Source organism: Ruminobacter sp. RM87, from assembly GCF_000701925.1.
GTDB lineage: Bacteria > Pseudomonadota > Gammaproteobacteria > Enterobacterales > Succinivibrionaceae > Ruminobacter > Ruminobacter amylophilus.
This window is the reverse complement of the sequence record NZ_JNKD01000022.1, coordinates 1-22,883: the sequence shown is the minus strand read 5'-3', so window position 1 is coordinate 22,883 and position 22,883 is coordinate 1. Positions and strand designations below refer to the sequence as shown.

At 42.1% G+C, this 22,883-nt stretch carries 20 protein-coding genes and 2 tRNA genes; 10 read left to right on the top strand and 12 right to left on the bottom strand.

The features are described from left to right. Positions 1-494: 494 nt before the first annotated feature. Both T489_RS0105990 and T489_RS0105980 read left to right on the top strand, forming a co-directional pair. Positions 495-569, top strand: a tRNA-Arg gene (locus T489_RS0105990). A gap of 293 nt (positions 570-862) precedes the next feature. Beyond that, positions 863-1,471 carry a DUF4136 domain-containing protein gene (locus T489_RS0105980; protein ID WP_031579153.1) on the top strand — a complete coding sequence of 203 codons (609 nt, stop codon included), beginning with the start codon at positions 863-865 and terminating at the stop codon, positions 1,469-1,471. 138 nt (positions 1,472-1,609) lie between these two features. Here the strand turns inward: T489_RS0105980 and dusA are convergent, their stop codons facing one another. From dusA to T489_RS0105935, 9 genes are all read right to left on the bottom strand, one after another. Beyond that, entirely contained in the window at positions 1,610-2,605 is a 996-nt protein-coding gene (dusA, locus tag T489_RS0105975) for a tRNA dihydrouridine(20/20a) synthase DusA (protein ID WP_031579151.1), read from the bottom strand. 28 nt (positions 2,606-2,633) lie between these two features. After that, positions 2,634-3,431 carry a tetratricopeptide repeat protein gene (locus T489_RS14195; protein WP_031579150.1) on the bottom strand — a complete coding sequence of 266 codons (798 nt, stop codon included), beginning with the start codon at positions 3,429-3,431 and terminating at the stop codon, positions 2,634-2,636. Between the two features lie 136 nt (positions 3,432-3,567). Beyond that, positions 3,568-4,137: a thermonuclease family protein gene (locus T489_RS0105965; RefSeq protein ID WP_031579149.1), complete on the bottom strand. Its 570-nt coding sequence runs from the start codon at positions 4,135-4,137 to the stop codon at positions 3,568-3,570. A 197-nt stretch (positions 4,138-4,334) separates the two neighbouring features. Further along, positions 4,335-4,421: transfer RNA gene (locus T489_RS0105960), tRNA-Leu, on the bottom strand. 119 nt (positions 4,422-4,540) lie between these two features. After that, complete coding sequence (lptG, locus tag T489_RS0105955) at positions 4,541-5,614, bottom strand: LPS export ABC transporter permease LptG (protein WP_031579148.1); 1,074 nt, start codon at positions 5,612-5,614, stop codon at positions 4,541-4,543. Then, positions 5,614-6,735, bottom strand: a complete 1,122-nt coding sequence (gene lptF / locus T489_RS0105950; RefSeq protein ID WP_031579147.1) for an LPS export ABC transporter permease LptF — start codon at positions 6,733-6,735, stop codon at positions 5,614-5,616. The genes lptG and lptF overlap by 1 nt, the downstream gene beginning before the upstream one ends. A gap of 242 nt (positions 6,736-6,977) precedes the next feature. Further along, positions 6,978-7,661 carry an ABC transporter ATP-binding protein gene (locus tag T489_RS0105945; RefSeq protein WP_031579146.1) on the bottom strand — a complete coding sequence of 228 codons (684 nt, stop codon included), beginning with the start codon at positions 7,659-7,661 and terminating at the stop codon, positions 6,978-6,980. Beyond that, entirely contained in the window at positions 7,662-8,864 is a 1,203-nt protein-coding gene (locus T489_RS0105940) for an ABC transporter permease (RefSeq protein WP_031579145.1), read from the bottom strand. A gap of 47 nt (positions 8,865-8,911) precedes the next feature. Continuing rightward, the gene (locus T489_RS0105935) at positions 8,912-9,304 is read right to left on the bottom strand and encodes a DUF4418 family protein (RefSeq protein ID WP_031579144.1); all 393 of its coding nucleotides are present in this window, start codon (positions 9,302-9,304) and stop codon (positions 8,912-8,914) included. 210 nt (positions 9,305-9,514) lie between these two features. On the opposite strand from T489_RS0105935, the gene T489_RS0105930 reads away from it, so the two are divergent. The 4 genes from T489_RS0105930 to T489_RS0105915 all read left to right on the top strand — a co-directional run bounded on the left by T489_RS0105930 (position 9,515) and on the right by T489_RS0105915 (position 13,013). Beyond that, complete coding sequence (locus tag T489_RS0105930; protein WP_031579143.1) at positions 9,515-10,174, top strand: DUF1847 domain-containing protein; 660 nt, start codon at positions 9,515-9,517, stop codon at positions 10,172-10,174. 62 nt (positions 10,175-10,236) lie between these two features. Continuing rightward, positions 10,237-11,178 carry an ABC transporter permease gene (locus T489_RS0105925; protein ID WP_031579142.1) on the top strand — a complete coding sequence of 314 codons (942 nt, stop codon included), beginning with the start codon at positions 10,237-10,239 and terminating at the stop codon, positions 11,176-11,178. Next, positions 11,172-11,951: an ABC transporter ATP-binding protein gene (locus tag T489_RS0105920; protein WP_031579140.1), complete on the top strand. Its 780-nt coding sequence runs from the start codon at positions 11,172-11,174 to the stop codon at positions 11,949-11,951. Before T489_RS0105925 ends, T489_RS0105920 begins: the two co-directional genes overlap by 7 nt. Before the next feature lie 12 nt (positions 11,952-11,963). Then, complete coding sequence (locus T489_RS0105915; protein WP_051621838.1) at positions 11,964-13,013, top strand: ABC transporter substrate-binding protein; 1,050 nt, start codon at positions 11,964-11,966, stop codon at positions 13,011-13,013. 98 nt (positions 13,014-13,111) lie between these two features. On the opposite strand, the gene T489_RS14190 is transcribed toward T489_RS0105915, so the two are convergent. From T489_RS14190 to mltG, 3 genes are all read right to left on the bottom strand, one after another. Next, a complete protein-coding gene (locus tag T489_RS14190) occupies positions 13,112-14,089 on the bottom strand; it encodes a hypothetical protein (protein WP_051621837.1) in 978 nt (325 codons plus the stop codon). After that, the gene (gene tmk, locus T489_RS0105905) at positions 14,074-14,715 is read right to left on the bottom strand and encodes a dTMP kinase (protein ID WP_232218290.1); all 642 of its coding nucleotides are present in this window, start codon (positions 14,713-14,715) and stop codon (positions 14,074-14,076) included. The genes T489_RS14190 and tmk overlap by 16 nt, the downstream gene beginning before the upstream one ends. A gap of 79 nt (positions 14,716-14,794) precedes the next feature. Next, the gene (mltG, locus tag T489_RS0105900; protein ID WP_051621836.1) at positions 14,795-15,859 is read right to left on the bottom strand and encodes an endolytic transglycosylase MltG; all 1,065 of its coding nucleotides are present in this window, start codon (positions 15,857-15,859) and stop codon (positions 14,795-14,797) included. Between the two features lie 802 nt (positions 15,860-16,661). On the opposite strand from mltG, the gene T489_RS0105890 reads away from it, so the two are divergent. The 4 genes from T489_RS0105890 to T489_RS0105875 all read left to right on the top strand — a co-directional run. Next, positions 16,662-19,535: a valine--tRNA ligase gene (locus T489_RS0105890; RefSeq protein WP_031579135.1), complete on the top strand. Its 2,874-nt coding sequence runs from the start codon at positions 16,662-16,664 to the stop codon at positions 19,533-19,535. Between the two features lie 497 nt (positions 19,536-20,032). Further along, positions 20,033-21,049 (top strand): hypothetical protein, encoded by a 1,017-nt coding sequence (locus T489_RS0105885; RefSeq protein WP_143066531.1) that lies wholly within the window; start codon positions 20,033-20,035, stop codon positions 21,047-21,049. A gap of 380 nt (positions 21,050-21,429) precedes the next feature. Continuing rightward, on the top strand, positions 21,430-22,014 hold the full coding sequence (locus T489_RS0105880) for a histidine phosphatase family protein (protein WP_037318927.1): 585 nt from the start codon (positions 21,430-21,432) through the stop codon (positions 22,012-22,014). Between the two features lie 586 nt (positions 22,015-22,600). Beyond that, positions 22,601-22,883: helix-turn-helix domain-containing protein (locus T489_RS0105875; protein ID WP_031579130.1), on the top strand; the 283-nt coding region annotated here is incomplete at its 3' end.

Below are 22,883 nucleotides of genomic sequence, written 5' to 3'. Positions count from 1 at the left end.
TTGACTTCAGTGCTCAGACTGCAGTTTGTCTGTATATCACTCATACCTGTCATATCAGAAACAAAAACGAACCGCAGTTTCAAAAAGAAAAAATATGACAGACTATCGATACATTAACACCTATACTAAAATGATATAACCTTGACGTTTTTTTTAGTACTGACGTTCCCTTAAGTTTCTACAGATCTCTCAAATCTTCTTTATCTCATTTTCTGATTATTTATATACATCACAATTCATCATTAAAAATAACGCAATCATGTAACAAAAACTCGGCAATTTTTTCCTGTCACACAACATAACTATCAGAATAGTTTTTTAACCTTAAAAATTACAACCATCACTGTTTCCTCTTTTTTTCCCGATGAATCCCCAGGATCACCAAACCAAACATTCTTCATTATCTGTGATTTTTGCTCTTTTTTTACTTTTTGCCAAAATGAATCACTACTAACTTATTGTATAATCACTGCAAACTGATATAATACGAGCAACTCCTCATAGTTAAATGGATATAATAAACCCCTCCTAAGGGTTAGTTATAGGTTCGATTCCTATTGGGGAGGCCATCCTTTTCAAAACAGCAGCTGACTTTATTAAGATATTTTTCAGTCATTTCCCATTCAATACAATACGAAGAACTTCTATGTTTTTCCCAAACACTCTTTAACGTTTTTTACATTTACACACAAAAACATTTGAACCAGATCATTTTTTTGCAGTTTTATACCTTTAACACCCTCAATTTTAAGGTATAAGAAATTCTGTGGTTTACATAATTTTTTAATTTTAGTTAATAAACAGGACTCATTAACAGTTGACAGAACATTCTTCTGTTTGAGGGTCATAACAGGTATACAATATGAATTATAAATATTTAGCACTTTCCGCCATTGCGGGACTGGTAATCACAGGCTGCGCCTCTACCGGTACCAGTTCTCCTGCGGCAAACGGGGTAAAGGATAACAACGGACTGCTTGTCGCTGAATCAGAGCCGACACTGCAGACCACCACTGTTGCCAAAAATCTTCCTCAGTGGCCTTATGAACGTTCCAAATTAACCTATAAGCTTGTGAACAAGGATCTTGTAACAATTTCACAGGATGTCAGTCAGTGGAAACAGATCATTGAAGAAATTCTCACTCAGAAACTGGCTGCAAAAGGCTTAACCAAGGTTGATGCCGGAGCATCCTCAAATCTCACCATCAGTTACGGTATTCTCACAAAATCAGAAAGTAACGATAATGCCGAACTGATGTTCGATTCCCTCGGTCTTACCGTAGGGGGAACATCTCACGGTGTAAACAATTCCATTGACATTGTCATCCAGGACAACAGAAGCGGTCGTGAAATCTGGTCAGGTGCCGCAAGCACTCTCACTGACAAACCTCTGGTAACAGAAACACAGAAACGCAGAGCTGTAAACAGCGTTCTGGAATCCCTTACCAGAAAACTTCCAGTGGCTCAATAGAAAACAACGGCACAGTCCGTCTGCAGATAAAACGAAAATCCCTGTATTTCGATTTTGTACGAACCAGAAACTTAAAATATCAATTTTCTGGTTTGTACCGGAACAACAGGGATTTTTTATTTCAGATAAAAGAGTAATTTAAGAAGCCGTCTGTTCTGAATCATCAGGAACAAAACTCATAGCAGTTTCAAGAACCTTAAGATCAGCCCCTTCCTTATAGTGATTCATTGCGATGTACTGTCTGTACTGTCTGCTGTTAGGACAGTTATTGAACATTCCCAGAAAATGACGTGAAATATGTTTTAACGCCCCTCCCTGAGACAGATAATTTTCAATGTAAGGATAACAGGCTCTGATGCACTCCTTGCGGGAAAGCTTCCTTGTCTGTTTTTCCCCGAAAATCAGCTCATCAGCATCAGCAAGCATGTAAGGATTCTGATATATAGCTCTCCCCATCATTACTCCGTCAACATGTTCAAGATGTTTCATGGCATCATTTAACGAATTGATATTCCCATTAATGGACAGATGCAGCCGGGGAAAATCTTTTTTCAATGCATAAACTCTCTCATAATCAAGAGGAGGCTTATCCCTGTTTTCCTTTGGACTCATTCCTTTTAAAAAAGCCATGCGTGCATGAAGGGTAACACCGTCAACGCCTGCCTGAATCATTTTATCCAGGAACGAATGTATATAATCGTAGCTGTTCAGTTCATCTACTCCGAGTCTGGTTTTTACGGTAACAGGAATATCAACAGCATCTTTCATGGCTCTGATACAGTCACACACAAGTTCAGGTGAACGCATAAGCACAGCCCCGAACGAACCGTTCTGTACCCGGTCGGACGGACATCCCACGTTCAAATTTATTTCATCGTATCCGCGATCTTTCCCTTTTCTGGCACAGATCGCCAGATGTTCGGGATTCGCACCGCCGAGCTGCAGTGATACGGGATGTTCTTCCTGATTATATGCAAGATAATCTCCTTTACCGTATATTATCGCTCCGGTGGTAACCAGTTCGGTATACAGAAGCATATTCTTTGAAAGAATTCTGCATAAATAACGAAAATGCCGGTCCGTAAGGTCCAGCATTGGCGCAAGTGATAGTTTTGAATAATCTTTTGTTGTCATAAAAAGTAAAATCAGTCAGCAACCGGGTCTACTTTTTAACTTCGACGTTCTTTTCTTTCTCAGTTGCCTGTTTCTGCTGCAAATGTTCTTCGTTTATCTTGTGTATCTCATTCTTTACCCAGGTATAGGCACTGTTAACCTGATTGTCGCTCAGGCTTGCAGCTGCTTTGTTCTTCACCACAGAAGCTTCGCTCATGCTCAGTCTTATCTGCTCGATATCGCCATATCTTTTAGCCCACCAGATATAAAACTCAGCATACTTGTAGGCATTGGCATCATTACCAAGGGTAAGGTACATTTTAGCAAGATCCAGGGAGTACTGATAGTCTTTGTTTTCAACCAGACCTGCATAAATGTCCTTGGCATACCGGTGATCATCCTGAGAATTTGTACCAAAGCTGAGGGTCTGAGCCAGCTGAACCTTGCAGCTGACACCTCCATTCTGTTCTTCATAACTGATACAGTCTCTGAAAAGCTCCATTGCCTTATCTCTGCTTCTTTCCACACCAAGTCCGTTCCAATACAGTATGGCAAGATATCTGCTGGCGGTAACCACCCCGCCGTCAACAGCCTGTTCCAGATATTTTTTAGCAAGCCCCCAGTCTCTCGGAGCTCCTTTTCCCTTAAGGTATATATATCCGAGATATTCCGCCGCCTCGGCACTGCCCTTTTCCGCCTCATACTCACACTGCTGAACGGCGACATCATAATGAGCATGCTTCATTGCTTCTTCACAGCTTTCGCCTCCGGAAAGCTCAGCAGCATATACAGAACCTGATGACACCAGTCCGAAACAAACGGCCATGGATAAGAAAAATTTATTCATATGAGTAATCTCCAGAAAAATGCTTTCTGATTATACAATTGTCACATTATTCAAATATGTGAATTATTTCTAAATCCTGCAAACATATTTTGACTACGCACACATGTGTACACATACCCCCGCTGAATATAGATAATCATTCAGTTTTCTTATCATTCGAGGCAGCAGTTTCCGTATTTTCAGCCGCCTCATTTTCAATCAGAGCGTCAATGTCAGTCGGATTTTTTTCACGAAATACTGCAGGATAAACCGCATCAGGATCAGACCACAGTCCGGTTCCATTTGAATGAGCATCTCTTTCGAGACGAAGATACATTGAATCCTTGTTGTTTCGGTCTGACCATGCCAGTCCCTTGCGGATCATCTCACGGTTAGCATTCTGTTTTTTGTGGTAAAGTTCCCCCAGAATAGCACCGTCTCTGTTTCCTTTGATTTTTACGCTAATCTTATCGTCATATATAAGATCCTTTAAATATTCCTTGGCTTCCGGACCATACGGCTGACCAAGTTCAGGAGCCTCTATATCTGCCATTTTTATGAGATGTTTCTGATCCTTTGAATCAACACAATGAAACAGATTACCGTTCAGTACGGCAGTCACCACGCATGTCACGTACCTGTTGTGTTCCGTCGGTCTTGCTTCAGCCTGAGTGAAAAACAGAAAAAAAGAAGCACATACCACGGTAATATATTTTTCAATTTTCATATCAGTCCCCGCGTATCAGTGAATTCCGGATATCATGAAAACCGGAATGATATTCAATAATTGTTATAGCTATTACAATATCACGGGAACAGAAAAAAAACATTCATCCGGACAACAGAATCCGAATATGACCACAATTTGTTTAATGAACAAAAGAGCTGAGAAAGAAAAAGTTTGATGACTCCGACAAGTGAGTCTGGTACCAGAAGAGGGACTTGAACCCTCACGATATCACTACCGGCGGATTTTGAATCCGCTGCGTCTACCAATTCCGCCATTCTGGCAAATGACAGTAGTTATGATACATTATTTTTTTATATGTGCAAGCTTTATTATAAAATTAGACGAATTTGCCGACAAAACAGTCAAAGACAGCATTTCGCCGGCAAAATCATTAAAACTGCTAATTATTTCTTCTCAGTAGCACGACTGATACCGCAAGCACAGTCAGAGTCGGCATCACGGCGCCGATTATAGGAGGCACTCCGTAAAAGATGGTAAACGGAGCAAGAATCTCATTAACGGCATAGAATGTAAATCCCACCAAAATACCGACAACTATACGTGCTCCCATTGAGGAACTTCTTAAAGGTCCGAAAATTGTACTGGATGCAAGCAGCAGTACAACCAGCACGGTAATCGGAGATATCACCTTACGATACAGTTCAAGGATATAGCGATCAGCCTTCTGACCGTTTTTGGTTACGTAATTGATATACTCATGCAGTCCGCTGATTGACAGTTCATTGGCATGAACTCCGACTACCTCCACATTATTCGGAGTCAGGTTTATATCCCATATGTCACGTTCCTTGGTGCTGCGTGAAATAACATCATCCTCGTAGGAAATTATTTTAATGTCTTCCATTTCCCACTTATTATCCTTCCAGCTTCCCTTACTGGCACTCTCGGACCTGATAAGTCTCTTTGGTATTGTACTGCTGAACACATATCTGGTAACAGACTGCAGATCACCGTCAGACATGAAATATGCAATATTTATAAAACTGTTTCCCTCCCGGAACCATATACCGCGGCTGGTTACCGCAACCTGCCCGTTGGAAACAGCCTCAGATATAAGACTCTCTGCCCTTTTTTCAAAATCAGGAACAACAAACTCACTGGTCAGCATAATTGCAAAAATGAGAGGAATCACGGATTTACACGCACTCCATACAATACGCATTTTTGATTTGCCCAGGGCCTGCATGGCAATTAGTTCGGATGTTGATGCCAGGTTTCCCAAAGCAAGCACCGTTCCGAGCAAAACCCCTAAAGGAAAAAACATTACTATCTGTCCTGGGACGGTCAGCAGCACGTACTGCATACAGGCAACGAAATCAAATTCTCCTCGCCCTACGTTACGCAGCTGATCCACAAATTTAATCAGAGAACTCAGTGACACCAGTCCGATGGTACAGAATACAACCATACTGGCAACATTACGGCCGACGTATTTATCAACTACCTTATACACTACTTCTTTTCCTCAATACGCTTTTTCTTACCAGCTCTCATTCTGTTGAACCATTCGGTATTGGTCAGATTGAACGGAATAGTGAATACAAACAAATAAATAACCGGAACAATGAATATTCCTGGAAATACCGGTAAATTACCTCTGGCGATACTGGATTTGAAACCGAAGGCAAACAGGTAATAACTTATGTAGATTATTATTGCCGGCAGGAATTTGGCGAAACGTCCCCTGCGGGGATTGACCATTGACAAAGGGACGACAAGCAGCACCAGGATGCAGATGGTAATAGGCTGAACTATACGCCACTGCAGTTCGGCATAATCCTGTGAAGTACCTGACTCAAGAAGTTCAGCATTACTTTTTGTGGAAGCCTTAACCTTGTCATGGCTGCCTGAACCTTCAGGAACCAGAGCCCTGTATTCATCAAAAAGCGATACCTTAAATTCACCTCTCTTATCAGGTCCCTCATACCTTGTGCCTCTGTACAGTGTCAGCCAGAACAGTCCGTCAGAATCATACTCTGATTTTGCACTTGTCGAAATGGTTACGGAAGGAACATTGTTACCGTTATCAGAAGAAAAAATATAAATCTGATTCATTACATTGTAATTTCTGTCAACATCCCCGTTGTTCTCAATATAAACAACGTTGCTTCCGTTGAGCTTTATAAATTTTCCGCTGTCAATGGACAGCATAGTAGGATCGGATTTTGCCTTGTTGATAAGTTCAATCTGTCTGGATTCGCACCATGGTGAAAGAAAACACGTACAGGCCACGTTTATTACCATGTTGACCGCTATAAGCAGGGAAATGACGCCCAACAGTCTGCGATGGGAATATCCCACGGAACGCATTACCACCATTTCACTCTGAGAACAGAAACTGCCGATTGAAAAAAGAACCGCAAGAAACAGGGACAGAGGAAGCATGAAATTGGTCATTGACGGCACTGAAAGAGCAAGTAACTGTGAAACAAGTTCTGCAGGAATACTCCCCTTGGATGCTCTTCCTATGAATTTGATAAAGGTCTGACTCATAAAGATCAGCATCAGTACCCCGAAAATGGCACCCTGAGTCTTTAAAACATCTTTGAATATGTATTTGGATATTGTATTCACGTTATTATCCCGAAATCCATATAAGGATAAACACAGTTCCGATCGTCAGCTGCCGGAAACTGATTACTGCTGTTATAAAAGAATAATATACCTCCAATTCTACCACGGATTAAAGTTACTGTCCTGCTAGTACGGAAATCTGTATGGATGTTTTTCCATATACATCGGCATACCTTACGGAAAACGCACCATACAGAAAAAATCGACAAATGAACTGAGCCGCCTAAAACATTACTACCGTTTTAAATCCTGACAACCTGACCGTCCGCAACCCTGTATGTTTCATCGGCATAATCACCTACGGAAGAATCATGACTTACAATCATAACTCCGACACCTTCATCAGCTTTTTTTCTTAACAGTGAGAGTACCAGTTCCATATTGTCCTTATCAAGATCGTTTGTCGGCTCATCCGCAAAAATGAATTCAGGTTCATTGATAAGAGACCTGGCTATGCATACTCTTCTCATTTCCCCGCCGGACAGTTCATTCGGAAAACTGTCAGCAAGTCCTGAGATATTCAAATACTGCAGAAGCTTTTCTGTTCTTTCCTTAAGTTCGGAGGTTTCTGAGGAAGCATAAAGGAAAGGAAGTCTGATGTTATCCTCAACGGAAAGACTTCCGACAGCCACACTTCTCTGAGGAACAATACCGAATTTACGGTTTCTCAATAACGACAAATCATCGTCGCCAAGGTCGTAAATACTGCGTCCGTTGTATACGATGCTGCCTGAAGAAGGAGGAAGCATTCCGCAAATCATATTCATCAGTGTGCTTTTTCCGCATCCTGATTCACCTATGATTCGGATAATCTTTCCGGATTTCAGGCTGAAATCGATTTTACTCAGCACGGGAATCTCTCTGATGGTTCCCCCTTTTCCCTTTCTGACATAATGCTTTTCAACGTTGCTTAGGGAAATTTCCATTTAATCCACCTCTCTCAATACAGCTTCCGGTGAGGTTTTTACAATCCTGAGAACAGGAATAATCAGAACAACCAGCCCCATTAATACACTGGAAACAATCGTCAGAATCCCCTGCAGTATAAACGAACCGTAATCTTCAAACAGGAACGGAACCTCCAGTCTTGTTTCCAGAAAATATTTGATCTGCAGAGACCAGAAAGAAGACAGCAGCACTCCTATGACTGAACCTGCGGCACAAATCAGAATGATTTCGTAAAAAATACTTATGAGCAGAGATTTTCTCGTAAACCCCAAAACCCTCAGAACCGCAAATTCCCTTTTTCTTTCGTTAAGGAGCATTGAAAAGGCGAAAGCGATAATAACCAGTGCCAGTAGCCAGATAACCCCTACAACAGTCTTTATCACCACTGTAGCCACATCCAGTTTCTCAGAGAATGACGATATCATGTGCTGGTTTTCCACAGCCCTTACGTCAGTAAAGCGTTTGTTGATTTCCTCAGTAAGTTTTCCCTTATCGTAATCTCTGCTGACCTTAATCATAACTGAAGAAATCATTTCGTCAGGGTCAGAGGAATAAGTGGTTACCCCAAGGTTCTGAGCGGATTTCAGCAGTCTTTTTATCGTATCAGTGTTTCCGTAAACGGTTATATCAAGTCCGGTACCGGTTTTTTCCAGATTTCCCACAGCCCTGAGATCCTGATTGTAGACTTTGATTATGCCTGTTTTGGGTATGAAAACATCACTGCCTACAATTACCTCCATTTCTCCCAGATCTCCGGAATAAGCCTGATTTAGCCATGGAGAAATCACGAAATCAGTATCAGGGTCTATGCCTATAAGCTGCATTTCAGATGAACAGCAGTCTGCTGTCAGTGAAGCCAGATAAAACTGTGCGGTAATTTTTTCAATACCGTCCATAGAGGATATATCATCAAGAACAGACTTATTCATGTAGAAATATCCGGGTTTGCCGCTGAACAGCATCCCTTCCACCTGATGCAGATTAGCCTCTTTTCGCGGAATTACGATAATATCGGCTCCCAGCCTTGTCTTAAGACTGTCAAGCCCCCGGTTGAGCCCGAGAGTAACCGTTGCTCCGAAAAAAACGGTAAAGCTCATAAAGACCACTAATGCAGTCAGATAAAATGTTCTGGCTGTTTTATGTTTTAGATTGGCCAGAGATAATTTGAATAAGGTATTCATAATCCACCCAGGAAGCCCACTGCTGAACTGCCGTCCATCGTTTTTATTTATCTGTCAGCCTTGCTGAGAATCAGATCGCTTAAAACAAGAATAAACACCAGGCCGGCAACAGTCACGATGGCAGGCTGGGTATAAACATTACATCTCATGTTTTCGTGAGCACATACTGCAACCAGGAATCCCGGAACAAAAACGTGAAGAGCAGAAATTACGAGCACACCGTAATTAACACCTTTTCTTACGAGATTGTCTCTGAGAACCAGATTCAGAATACTGAGAAGAATAACAGCGGCTGAAATTCCTACAGAAACATTGGCCACCCAGTGACACGGCATAATGTGATCCTTAACAGGACACGGCGCAAGAAATGAATAAATACCGGCTACGAGAACCACTTCAAGAAGAAGAACCAGAGTAGAAATAATTTTACTTCTAGACATACAAACAGACCTCAAATAGTAACGATTAAAAAATTATTAAGAGTATTTCCTACTTAATAACTATGCATTATACATACTTGTATTTACAGGGTCTACATTATTTTACATTTTTCATACAGTTTTAGTATGATTTTATTGTTGACATTCTTAATTTTTTGGTTTTTAATAGCATTATATTTCATACTATTTTACTATGTTTTAGGAGATGCCATGACCGATAAATGTCTCACCTGTTCCAGCTGTACCACAGCTGCATGCAGATTTAAGAATGAAGCAAAATATCCAAAGTTCTGTCTTACGGCAAATGCTGACAATGAACTCGTACAGGAAACCATCAGCATATATAAGGAAGACAAGGTCCTCGGAGAAATAGCCCGAGTTTCCGCTGAAATAGAAGGCGAATTCTACGGTCGTCTGACCCGTGTTGAAGAAACCATCGAATTCATCAGAAGAATGAACTACAAAAAAGTCGGAATCGCCACCTGCGTAGGTCTGCTTAACGAATCAAGAATCCTAGCAAAGATTCTTACTGCAAGCGGAATTGACAACTATGTGGTCGGATGTAAAACAGGGGCAGTGGACAAGACAGAAATAGGCGTGCCTAACGAACTGAAACTAAATAAGGGATGCGGTCATGAATCCCTGTGCAATCCTATTCTTCAGGCCAAAATTCTGGAAAATGAAAACACTGATTTCAATATAGTTATGGGGCTCTGCATCGGACACGACACGCTGTTCATCAAACATTCAAAAGCTCCGACCACTGTACTGGTAGTTAAGGACAGAGTCCTCGGTCACAACCCTGTACAGGCACTGTATACAGCCAACACCATTTACTCAAGATTTAAAAAAGAACTGAAAATCTGTTAAACGGACATGGCTGAACAAGGAGAATACCTAACCGTTAACCATTTATCAGGAATAAAAAGAACATGAAGATTCTTAAATCACAATTACCACTGCTGTCAGCCCTGCTGGCGATAGTTGCGGCACTGTTCCTGCCGGACTCACCGTTACAGCAGACAGCCGAGCATGCATATTTTGTCTGGTTTCTGACAGCAGTTACCGCCATCTACGAGCTGTTCCTTCTGTCTGGTACAAAAAAGATGAAGGAAGGAATGAAGTACAGAGCTCCTTTTCTGGCAGTGTTTTTTCTGGTGCTGAACATATTTAATATCATAACCGCAAAATTCGCCCTTTTTCCTGTACTGTATTTTCCGTCATTGGACAGAATTTTCGGAGTTCTTGTCAGCGACTTCCAGTTTCTCGGTCAGTGTCTGCTGTACACACTAAGAATTCAGTTATCAGGATGGCTTTTAGGATGCCTTTCCGGCATTGCCACAGGTATTGCTTTAGGATTCAGCAAAGGTTTCAGATACTGGGTTCAGCCTCTTGTAAGAATTCTTGGTCCGATCCCGCCGACAGCCTGGATTCCCATCGTATTAGTGATGTTTCCTTCAGTAATAGTAGCCAGCAGCTTCCTGATTGCCCTGGCCGTGTGGTTCCCGACAACCGTCCTTACCGCCAACGGTATCGCCAATATAAAGAATTCATATTTTGAAGTGGCTGCGACACTCGGCACCTCCAGAACCTATTCAATTTTCAAGGTAGGCGTACCTGCTGCAATGCCATTCATGTTTATCGGTATATTTAACGGTACGTGTTCATCTTTCATAACTCTGGTAACAGCCGAAATGCTTGGGGCCAAATACGGAATAGGCTGGTACATCAACTGGCAGAAGGAAATGATGTCTTATCCGAATGTATACGCAGGTCTGATTGTAATGTCACTGGTATGCTTTGTAGTCATCACCGCGCTTTTCAAACTCAGAGATCATGTTCTGGTATGGCAGAAAGGAGTTATCAAATGGTAGGTTCCATAAAAATAGAGAACGTAAACAAGCTGTTCAGCAACAAGCAGAAGGAACAGGTTACCGCACTTAAAGACATTAACCTTGATATTCCCTCAAACTCCTTTATTTCACTGATTGGCCCTTCAGGTTGCGGTAAATCAACTCTGCTCAGACTCATAGCCGGTCTGATAGAACCAAGTTCCGGTAAACTCGAGCTTGACGGAAAGCAAATCGTAAAACCAGGATACGAACGAGGTTTCATGTTTCAGGAACACAACCTCTTTCCTTGGCTGACAATATACGACAATGTGGCTTTCGGTCTGAAGGCCCGAGGAATTTTTAACGAAAACAAATCTAGCGTGGACGAATATCTTGAGCTGGTAGGTCTTAAGGGTTTTGAAAAATACTACCCGCATCAGCTTTCAGGCGGTATGTGTCAGCGAGCCTCACTGGCAAGAGCGCTTGTCGGTCATCCTTCCGTACTCCTGCTTGATGAACCACTTGGCGCTCTTGATGCTTTCACCAGAATGAATATTCAGGATGAAATACTCAGAATCAAGGCGGAAAAAAACATGACCATGATTATGGTTACTCACGATGTGGATGAAGCCATATATCTGTCAGATAAAATTGTGGTAATGACTCCCAGACCGGGAAGAATTACCTCTGTTGTGGACGTAAATCTCCCTCGTCCGAGAGATCGCAGTGACTACGACTTCCTGAAATATCACGGCGAAATCCTGAAATTACTTAAATTCGGCGGCTTTAAACAGCAGCCTGAATACAACATATAGGAGCACAAAAATATGCAATGTAATCTTCTTAAACCTTTCAGATGGCTGGCGGTCCAGGTATGTCTGCTTTGCTGTCTTCTCATTGTAACCGCCTGTGGTGACGAAACTCAGGATGACGGTAAATTTCATTTAAGAATAGCCTATTCACCTTCATTGTGTCAGGCCCCGCTTCACCTTGCCGTAGAACTCGGTTTTCTGGAAGAGGAAGGCATTATCGCTGAAAACGTTCAGGTAGATGCGGCTCACGTTCAGGAAGCCGTAGGTGCAAATCAGGTAGACGTCGGTTTCGGGCTTATCGGAAAGTTTCTGCAGCCCCTGCAGAACGGTCTTCAGATCAAGTTTACCGCAGGTATTCACACAGGATGCATAAAAATTTTTGCCCTTCCTAACTCAGGAATTCGCGAAATTAAGGATCTCAAAGGCAAGCGTATCGGCGTTCCGGGGCTTGCCGGAGCGGAAACACTTATCGCAAAACGAGCTCTCTTCATGAACGACATCAAAATTGATCCTCGTAATGCGGAAGTCGAATTTGTGGTATTTTCAAGAAATGAGTTAGGTCAGGCTCTTCAGAACGGTATCGTGGACGCTGTATCTCTGTCAGATCCCGCCGCTGCTCAGATGATTGAATCATATGATGCGGTGACCATCGTAGATACTGCAAAGAGCCCTGAATTCGCTTCAGAATACTGCTGTGCTATTTTCGTATCAAAACTTCTTGCCGAAAAGCATCCTGAAATTGCCGCAGCCTTTACCAGAGCAATTCTTAAGGCATCTGCATGGGTAGCTGAACATCCTGAAGAAGCCGCCAAGCTGCAGATTAAGTACAAGTATGTTGCCGGTAATCCTGAATTCAACGCCTCCATTCTCAAGAGCTACAATTACAAGCCATCAGTCAAGGGCGGTTATGATGCGATTGTCGTCAGTTCCGGTCAGCTGAGAGATCTCGGTGTTCTGGATAAATCAACAGATCCGGAAAAGCTGGCAAAGGACAGCTACATCTTCTTTGATAATGTGAAGGACACTTATTCCCCTGAAGAATCCGTTCCGCCAAAGAAGCCGTAACCGCAGAATATCAAAACTGACGTAATTCATGTCAGACAGCAACGAAAAAAGCTCAATGTTTCAACATTGAGCTTTTCTATTTTATAATCAGCTGCCGGTTAATATCCCCTTAAAAGCTCCAGCCAGTTCAGAAGCTGAAGATTACCTATGATACTGTTCTTAATACCGGTAGGTCCGACCCCGGCTCCCTTAAGCATAATTACTTTACGGGCAGCCTCGCTGAGAGAGTCCGGATGAATGGACGCAAGATTTCCAAGTGCCTCTTTGTCTCTGAGAATCTTAAGGTTTTCAGGGCTTATACCGCTCTGATACCCCATAACATCCTTTATTACTGCATACATAAGCCCGTACAGCATGGAAGAATCCTCCCTGCTTAAAGCCTCAAGTTCAGATGCAAGTTTGCGGATATCCCCGTCACCGCGCATCACGTACTCAAACAGTTCGAGACATGCATGAAGATGTTCATCATACTTGTTGTCAATCCAATCAAGCACTTTAAGAGGAGACATGCCGCTGACATAAAGTTCAACGGAAAAATCTCTGTCGGATGAGGTTTGCTGTTTCAGAAATTCATTGAATTCGGAAATGTCAGGAATATTCACCTGCACTCTCATGGAACGGCTGATTATGGTAGGAAGAATGGATCTGATATTTTCCGTAGTTAAAACTATCAGGGTATTTCCGGCTGGTTCCTCCAGCGTTTTCAGCAGAGCGTTTGAAGCCTGAACAGTCATGCAGTTAGCCTGATTTATCAGAAGAACACGTCCGTGACCGTTGGTCGGCGTTCCTACAAGAGAGTTTATCCCCTGTCTCATGGCATCAACGCCTATGCTCTGACTGTTTCCCCGATCGACTACCGTCAGATCAGGATGACTGTTGTTTTTCAGCATGGAACAGCTGTGACAGTTACAGTTCTCATCCTTTCCGGCAAGACACAGAAAACTCCTTGCAAACTCTCTGGCCAGAACACCTGCGCCCACGCCTTCCGGAGCACAGAGCAGAATGGCATGAGGAAGACGATTCATCTCCCTCATTCTGTTGTATTCCTGCAGAGGTTTTGTTAACCAGCTGAACATATTCCGGAATTCTCCAAAGTTTTAATAATGTCCTGTTTTACATGCTCCAGATCCTGACCGGCATCAACAACCTTGATTCTGTCAGGATGCTTTCCGGCCTCTTCCAGGAAACAGTTGCGTATACGATGGAAAAAGTCGATATTCTCAACTTCAAAGCGGTCAAGGTCACCGCGTTTTCTGGCTCGTCTCATACCTGCTTCCGGTTCTATGTCCATTACAATGGTGAGATCTGGAGTAAGACTGCCGATGGCAAGATCCCTTATCGCTGCAATTTTATCAAGAGGAATTCCCCTTCCCGCCCCCTGATAGGCAACTGTGGATAAATCATGCCTGTCACCTATCACAAACTTTCCCTGACTTACGGAAGGCTTGATTACACAGTTCACAAGCTGGGATCTGGCCGCATACATAAGCAACAGTTCAGATTCCGAAGTAAGCTGCTCACGAGGATTCTTTTCTTTCAGAATTGTTCTGATTTTCTCCGCTATTTCAGTTCCCCCCGGTTCCCTGGTCTCCAGAATATCCTCCGGTGGTACTCCTTTTGATATCAGATACTCTCTGATTACGGTAACAGCTGTTGACTTTCCGGCGCCTTCACCGCCTTCTAAAACTATAAAAGCCCCCACAATAACCTCTCTGCCTGATTATAAAACCCAATATAACTATGGTAATTAAACTTTGCAAACTCTGACCGGCGTAAAATCACTATTCGTCTTTCGATTCTGAGGCATGCTGTTTTTTGTATTCCTTAACTGCTTCCCTGTAATTCTGCACGGCTATGTTATGCATTTTTTCGTTAACACTGAATATATGCCCCTGTTTTGGATCCGGACCTTTGGCGACAAAAAACAGATATTCAGTATCGTCAGGATGTAAAGCCGCCTCTATTGATGCCTTTCCCGGTAATGCAATCGGGGTTGGCGGCAATCCTGAAATGATATATGTATTATACTCGTTGTCATCCCTGAGATAACTCTGATAAATTTTTCCCTTGTACCTGGATCTTACTCCGTAAATAACTGTTGGATCAGTCTGAAGCTTCATTCCCTTCTTAAGTCTGTTCACGAATACAGAGGCTATTTTGGCTCGTTCTTCCGGCACTGAAGTTTCCTTTTCCACAATTGAAGCCATTATCAGTGCTTCATATTCATTCTTATACGGAAGATCAGGTTTCCTCCCTGCATATTCCTTTTTCAGAAAACTATCCATGTCTGAATATGCTCTTTTAAGCAGATTCACGTCTGTTTCGCCTTTAACGAAAGAATACGTTTCAGGCATCAGCAGACCTTCAGGACTTGAATACGATACTCCGAGAAGTTTCTTTAAATCCTGTTCACCGAAATCTTTTTTAAGTACATGTGTCAGATTCTTGTTGCTTTTTACCGACTGAAGAACCGCGTCTACGGTATTTCCTTCCACCAGAGTAATGCTGAACGTCATTTCCCTGCCGTTCACAATCATTTCGAGGGCATCTTTCGGACAGGTATTTTTCGGTATATGGTAATACCCCTTTTTTACCGCCGTAAGATTACCATTGTGCTTTAACCAGTACTTTATGATATACCTGTTCATTTTCGGATGGTATATTCTGTTGATAATGGACGAGGCTGTTGATCCGGGCTCGACAGTGAGTTCGACATCTTCTGAATTGCGCAGGGATTCAAAGGTATACATTTCATAACCTATCCATACCATTACCAGTTTGATGGTTATCAAGGCGCAAAGGCAGTAAAAAAACAGCCACAGCAGAATTTTTGTTGTAAATTTCATTATTAAACTTCTCAATTTTTACCTAAATGTACTTTGCCTGTGAAAACTTAATTGAGAAGCATAATCATCAGAAAATTCTGAACGTATTCAGAAACGACAATCAGACCACGGACATTTCTGCCCAGGCAACTATCAGAAAAAGCATACATCCGACCTTTCATCTGAAAAGAGATTTCCGTCGTTCTAACATGTCTTTCTGATAAATGTGACATTTCCGGCTGACATGCACGCAGGCACCGGATAAGCAGTCTCAATAAAGCTTAACAATACAAAACATTCACCCCTAATCGGCAGTACTGAAAAAACGACCTTTCGTGAATGATGTTTTTCTAATTTTTATATTTATTTTTTTAATTTATAAATCCAGTTCCATATTCGGTAAAATAAAGTATTTTCCGTACTTTCAGCCCAGGAAAAGCTTCACAAATACAATGGAACATTATGTCATCTTACCATAATTTCGCATAGCTAACGCCATAAATCAGATTCATTCTATTAGAACTATCACAGATAGAACTTAAACATTTAATTTCGTTTCCTGCTTTTTAATCACATTCCAAATCGTTTTAATTTTTCGTCTTACCAAAATATGAAATGAATTAATGTGATATATGGAGTAAAATACGCATGGGAATCTGAAAATAGTTTACTGTCAGCATTTTCAGATTATCCGTCTCTAAAGATTCAGCTTTCAAATCAAACCATGATTAAACTTTGTCAGAAAATCTTTGAGAATACCATTAGCGTCTTAATGTACCAGCATTAAGTCATTAGATGTTTTGCTTAAAAAAAGAAGAAAACGATGGAAAAAACATATAATCCAAATGCTATCGAGCAGGCTATTTACCAGAACTGGGAGGACAAGAAATATTTCCGCCCAAGCATGGATAAAACCAAACCGGCATTCAGCATCTGTCTGCCACCTCCTAATGTAACAGGTTCTCTCCATATGGGTCATGCATTCCAGCAGACCATCATGGATATTTTAATCCGTTATCACCGCATGCTGGGAGATAACACTCTCTGGCAGGCCGGTACCGACCACGCAGGTATCGCAACTCAGATGGTTGTTGAAAGAAAAATAGCTGCAGAAGAAAACAAAACCCGTCATGACTATGGTCGTGATGCCTTCATCAAGAAAATTTGGGAATGGAAGGAACAGTCAGGCGGTACAATTACCCGCCAGATGCGTCGTCTCGGCACTTCAGTGGACTGGGATCGTGAAAGATTCACCATGGACGAAGGTCTCAGTGCAGCAGTTCAGGAAGTATTCATAAGACTTTATAAGGAAGACCTCATTTACAGAGGAAAACGCCTGGTAAACTGGGATCCGAAACTACGTACCGCAATCAGTGACCTTGAAGTTGAAAACAAAGAAGTTCAGGGACATATGTGGCACATCAGATATCATCTCGCTGACGGCAAAAAAACATCTGAAGGCAAGGATTATATTGTTGTAGCAACCACCAGACCTGAAACAATGCTCGGTGATACCGCGGTTGCAGTAAACAGCGAAGACCCTCGTTACAAGGATTTAATCGGTTCAAATATCGTATTACCGTTAGTAAACCGTTTAATTCCTATCGTAGGCGATGAACACGCAGATATGACAAAGGGTACCGGTTGCGTGAAAATCACTCCGGCACACGATTTCAACGATAATGAAGTAGGTAAAAGACACTCATTACCTATGATCAACGTTCTTACCGAGGACGCAAAGATCCGTGAAACAGCAGAAGTATTCGATACCAACGGAGAACCTTCTGACGCTTATTCAAATGAAATCCCGGCCAAGTACCGTAATCTTGACAGATATGAAGCTCGTGACGTAATCGTTGCAGATCTGGAAGCTTTAGGGTTACTGGAAAAGATTGAAGCTCATACCCTGATGCAGCCTTACGGAGATCGCGGCGGCGTACCTATTGAACCTATGCTCACTGACCAGTGGTATGTTCGTGCCGGCATTCTGGCAAAACCAGCAATTGAAGCAGTAGAAAATGGGGACATTCAGTTTGTTCCTAAACAGTATGAAAATATGTACTTCTCCTGGATGAGAAACATTCAGGACTGGTGCATCAGCCGTCAGCTCTGGTGGGGACACAGAATTCCTGCATGGTATGATGAATCAGGCAAGGTATATGTTGCTCACAACGAGGCTGAAGTGCGTGAACAGAACGGTCTGTCAGCTGATACCGTACTCAGACAGGATAACGATGTTCTCGATACCTGGTTCTCATCAGGTCTGTGGACATTCTCAACTCTCGGCTGGCCTGAAAACACTCCTGAACTCAAGACATTCCATCCTACCAGCGTGCTGGTAACCGGATTTGATATCATCTTCTTCTGGGTTGCCAGAATGATTATGATGACCATGCACTTCATCAAGGATGAAAACGGTAAGCCGCAGGTTCCATTCAAGACTGTATACGTAACTGGTCTTATCAGAGATGAAGAAGGTCAGAAGATGAGTAAATCCAAGGGTAATGTTATTGACCCTCTGGACATGATTGACGGTGTTAGTCTTGAAGAACTGCTTAAGAAGCGTACCGGTAACATGATGCAGCCTCAGAAAGCAGCCAAGATTGCAAAACGTACCGAAAAGCAGTTCCCTAACGGAATCGAGGCTCACGGCACCGATGCTTTACGTTTCACCCTTACAGCTCTGGCCTCTACCGGACGTGACATCAACTGGGACATGAAGCGTCTTGAAGGTTACCGTAATTTCTGTAACAAACTGTGGAACGCCAGTCGCTACGTACTGATGAACGTGGAAAACAGGGAACTCAGAAAGCCTGATTTCGCTGATTATTCATTACCGGACAGATACATCCGCAGTAAACTTGCCGCATGCATCAAGGAAATCAATCATGACTTTGCAACCTATCGTTTTGATCTGGCTGCAACAGCTCTGTACGAATTCGTATGGAATGAATTCTGTGACTGGTACATCGAATTAACCAAACCTGTATTATGGTGTAAGGATGACAACAGTGCTCTGGGTGGTGAAAATCACAAGAATGCAACTCTGTACAACCTGATGGATATACTGGAAACCATTCTGCGTCTTGCTCACCCAATCATGCCATTCATTACTGAAGAAATATACGGCAACGTAGCTCCGTTAATCAGAAGCGACTTCAAGAAAGGCGACACCATCATGTTAAGAGCCTATCCTTCAGATAGTGATTTTGAATATGATGAAACCGCCGTTTCAGAACTTGACTTCATTAAGGAACTGGTTATTGCTGTTCGTAACATCCGTTCTGAAAAGAATCTGGCTCCTTCATTAAAGCTCAGCCCTATTATGCGCGGTGAAGCCGATGAACTTGCTGTTATCGAACGCAATATGGAATTCATCCTTTCATTGGCAAATCTGGAAAAACTTGATACCAAGGTTTCTGAATTTCCACCTGCAATCGCAAAGATAGTAGGACACAGTGAAATTCTGTTCCCGCTTTCAGGTATTGTAAAGAAGGATGAAGAGCTTGCACGTCTTGATAAGGAAATTGCCAAGGTCAATGCTGAAATTGAAAGAATCAACAACAAGCTTGGTAATGAAACCTTCACCTCAAAGGCTCCACAGAATGTAATTGCCAAGGAACAGGAAAAGCTGGATAACTATAAAGAAAGCCTAAATAAACTGCTTTCCCAGAAAGATCTTATAAACAAACTTTAAATCCATAAAGTTTTATGAACAAAACCCTGTTCTATGATGAACAGGGTTTTTTCTTTATTGAACCATATAATGCATTAGAAGCTTACCAAATCTTTACTCATATAATGCCTTATGTTTCAACCTCCTTATTCATAGTCCACACGTTTTCTAATGAATCGTAGAAATCGGTTTTGTGATATAGGTGATTATCAAAAACAGAAGATTATTCCCTGAACTCCATTTTGTTTTTGAAGCTTAGGCAAAAGAAGATAAAAACTCCTCCCTTGTCCACAGGCTAAACGTGAAAATGCTTGAATATTTTGTCGCCGATATCGGCTATTCATTGAATTATGCGGCGGTTCTGTTAAATTGAAATTATAGTCTTACTGTTCTGAATGTGAATGCGACGGCACTTCAGTCTGAAGTCAGTCCCCGTGAATTTGAATATGGACAGGATAAGGAACATATTTTACTGAAGCAATCTCCAAATAATGAGCCTGTTCTATAAGGAAATTATTATGAGCAAATACCGTTTAAATGATGATTCAGGCGGATTTTACAACAAACTGTACAGAATTTTGATAATCATTTTCATGATTATCCTGCTGCTGGGGTTATGCTTAAATTCTGGAGGAGAAAAGAATTACATACCGATAATGATTATCAGTCTGGCAGTCATGATTGCGTTGTTTTTCTTTGTAATCCGTCATGAAAGGACTTCGCTGAATAACAATGACAACGATTCGGAATATTTCGGCTCACTGCTGGAATCCGGTGAATATTTCAGTTCCATGGAGTGGCAGTTCCTGTACCGGAAGTACGATGAGGAGAACAAACCACATCATCTGGCTTCACTTGGTACGCGTGAAGACATCTGTTTTCGTTACATTAAAAAGGTTCTGAGACGCGATTTCTATATTCCCCTGCTGATTTTTCCTCTGGTAGGAGGAACATTCGCCCAGATGATACAGGAGTACATGTTTCCGGACGCATCCTTCTTCATGTTAATGACCTGCCTCACGGCCGCATTTGAAATTCCTTATTTTGCCATTCTTTATCTGTCATCGTTAAGGTTTCTGAAAACATGGATTAATGATCATCCCAGGTATAAGAACAGCATGAAGGAGATAAACCGTTCATACATCACCGGAGATGCCTATGAATGTGCATACTTCTGTGTGGTAATAGGCCCTAAATACATTCACGGGTTTGACGGAGAAAAATTCCATACCGTGTTAAGGGAAAACGTTACGGCCTGTACATGGGATATTGAAAGGCTGGTTATCTATGCAACCGGAAAATACGGTGAAAGATACGTGGGGGACGAATACAGATTCAGCATAAAGTTTCAGTGTAAGGATTCCGACATCGGCAGCAGCTTTAAAATCACTCTGGATCAGTTTCAGATAAAGGCGATCATGGACCGTTATTTCCCGCAGATATCAAGCGACGAGAATCCGTCATATAAGGTCACAAAAGCGTACGGACACAGAGTTTCCAGCATAAAAGGATACGCTTCGGCTCCCGTAATCTGACCTTTTACCAGAATGTCGCCGTTTCGGACACGCTCTGTGTGTCGTGAACCAGGGATTGTTTATGAACCGAAACGGATACCTTCAGGGAAATCAGTTATCCACAGGATGTCATGACAACTGGCACCCCGTGTGAAAAGTGAGTTTTCCTGTACCGTGGAGTTTTTGATTGCGATAATACGGCTGTTTCAGCCCCGGATTTACTGATACTGACATGAAACGGCATCAGGAACGACGAATTCCCCCACTCTGCGACCAAAAACCGCTGTATAGTTTCTTATATTGAGCTCAGTTCACCACAGGGCCACACAAAAAACAGTATAATTAAACATAACTGAAACTGATTACGTATCTGACTTCCATTAAACGGAACAATAATAATTATGCCAAAACAAGTTATTCTGGTTCGTCATGCTCAGAGCCTCGGAAATGCCGGGCTGCGAACCACCAATCCTACCGCTAACATTCTTACAGAATACGGCAGACAGCAGGCAGAGGAATTTGCCGCAACCATTAAGGAAGCCCCTGATCTGATTTCATGGAGCTCATATACACGAACAATGGAAACCGCTGCCCCGCTTGCTCGCAGATTTCCTCAGGCCAGAACGGAAGAATGGCAGGATATACAGGAATTCACCTATCTTGACCCGGTAAGGTGTTTCAACACGACTCCGGAAGAAAGAAAACCATGGGTTGATTCCTACTGGAATGAGCTTAACCCCCGCTACAACGACGGTAATGGTGCGGAATCATTTGCGGACATGATTGACCGTGCGCGCAAGCTGCTTAGTCATGTCAGGGAAAGATCCGAGAACAGTATCTTCATCTTCACCCACGGACAGTTTATGGCGGCCATAAAAATCCTTCTTGAATATCCTGATGCCGATTATGCGCAGCTGATGAGAATATTCAATGAACATGACCGCGGCAAGAAAGTAGCCAACTGCGAAATACTGAAAATTATCTGAAAACAGATTCAGGACATGTATATGCACTCACGTGAATGACACCAGGATTCATACCTGTCGTAAATCCTATTCTGCGATAAATTGCGATAAATGCATAAAAAAGGGGTTCATCACGGAATTGTTGGGAATGTAGATATTGAAGAAGGGGCAAAAGTATTCTAGTATTTAAGTTCCCACACAAAAATACAACAGAGATACTTTATGCCCCTTCAGACGTATGATACACAGATAAACTCAGTTTGCCAACCATTTACTGCTGTTTCACACAGCTTCGATCCCAAAACCTTAAAATCCGTTTATTCTTTCGAAAGTAACCGCCAAACGTCGGACATGAGATGTCCTTTTTGCGGGAAAATGAACGTGTATGTTCATGCCAGACATTCCACGGAAATTAAGGATTTTCCGTTTCTTCCAAAACACAGGCAAAGTCTTGTTTTTTACTACCATGGTTATAAATGCAGAGAATGCGGACATCATTTTATGGAACCTATTCCCGCAAAAGTGTTAAACGATCGCAAAAGTTGACCACCTAAACGAATTAAAGTTGACCACCTTCAAACAAGAAAAAACAGACAACGGAGTGGTCATGAAAAAAGTCAAAAATCGTAAAATGCCGGAATATCTCGTAAGGAAAAAACGGTATTACAAGATGTTTGATTCAATCTTTCAAAATCAGATCAATGAACTTTCTAAACAAGGACAGTCAATCAGGGGAATAGCCAGAAAATTAGGAATTTCAAGGCAATCTGTTCGCAAATACATGAACGGAACCCCAAAGTACAAGGCTCCGGTACAGGACAGCTTTAATAACTATCTGAAGATTAACAGAGAGACAATTAAAGAACTGTTCTTCGAAATGAATGGACACT

Bases quoted from the DNA above. Each gene is read 5' to 3' on its own strand.
- T489_RS0105980 (WP_031579153.1), top strand. From the start codon at position 863: ATGAATTATAAATATTTAGCACTTTCCGCCATTGCGGGACTGGTAATC.
- dusA (WP_031579151.1), bottom strand. From the start codon at position 2,605: ATGACAACAAAAGATTATTCAAAACTATCACTTGCGCCAATGCTGGAC.
- T489_RS14195 (WP_031579150.1), bottom strand. From the start codon at position 3,431: ATGAATAAATTTTTCTTATCCATGGCCGTTTGTTTCGGACTGGTGTCA.
- T489_RS0105965 (WP_031579149.1), bottom strand. From the start codon at position 4,137: ATGAAAATTGAAAAATATATTACCGTGGTATGTGCTTCTTTTTTTCTG.
- T489_RS0105945 (WP_031579146.1), bottom strand. From the start codon at position 7,661: ATGGAAATTTCCCTAAGCAACGTTGAAAAGCATTATGTCAGAAAGGGA.
- T489_RS0105940 (WP_031579145.1), bottom strand. From the start codon at position 8,864: ATGAATACCTTATTCAAATTATCTCTGGCCAATCTAAAACATAAAACA.
- T489_RS0105935 (WP_031579144.1), bottom strand. From the start codon at position 9,304: ATGTCTAGAAGTAAAATTATTTCTACTCTGGTTCTTCTTCTTGAAGTG.
- T489_RS0105930 (WP_031579143.1), top strand. From the start codon at position 9,515: ATGACCGATAAATGTCTCACCTGTTCCAGCTGTACCACAGCTGCATGC.
- T489_RS0105925 (WP_031579142.1), top strand. From the start codon at position 10,237: ATGAAGATTCTTAAATCACAATTACCACTGCTGTCAGCCCTGCTGGCG.
- T489_RS0105920 (WP_031579140.1), top strand. From the start codon at position 11,172: ATGGTAGGTTCCATAAAAATAGAGAACGTAAACAAGCTGTTCAGCAAC.
- T489_RS0105915 (WP_051621838.1), top strand. From the start codon at position 11,964: ATGCAATGTAATCTTCTTAAACCTTTCAGATGGCTGGCGGTCCAGGTA.
- T489_RS14190 (WP_051621837.1), bottom strand. From the start codon at position 14,089: ATGTTCAGCTGGTTAACAAAACCTCTGCAGGAATACAACAGAATGAGG.
- mltG (WP_051621836.1), bottom strand. From the start codon at position 15,859: ATGAAATTTACAACAAAAATTCTGCTGTGGCTGTTTTTTTACTGCCTT.
- T489_RS0105890 (WP_031579135.1), top strand. From the start codon at position 16,662: ATGGAAAAAACATATAATCCAAATGCTATCGAGCAGGCTATTTACCAG.
- T489_RS0105885 (WP_143066531.1), top strand. From the start codon at position 20,033: ATGAGCAAATACCGTTTAAATGATGATTCAGGCGGATTTTACAACAAA.
- T489_RS0105880 (WP_037318927.1), top strand. From the start codon at position 21,430: ATGCCAAAACAAGTTATTCTGGTTCGTCATGCTCAGAGCCTCGGAAAT.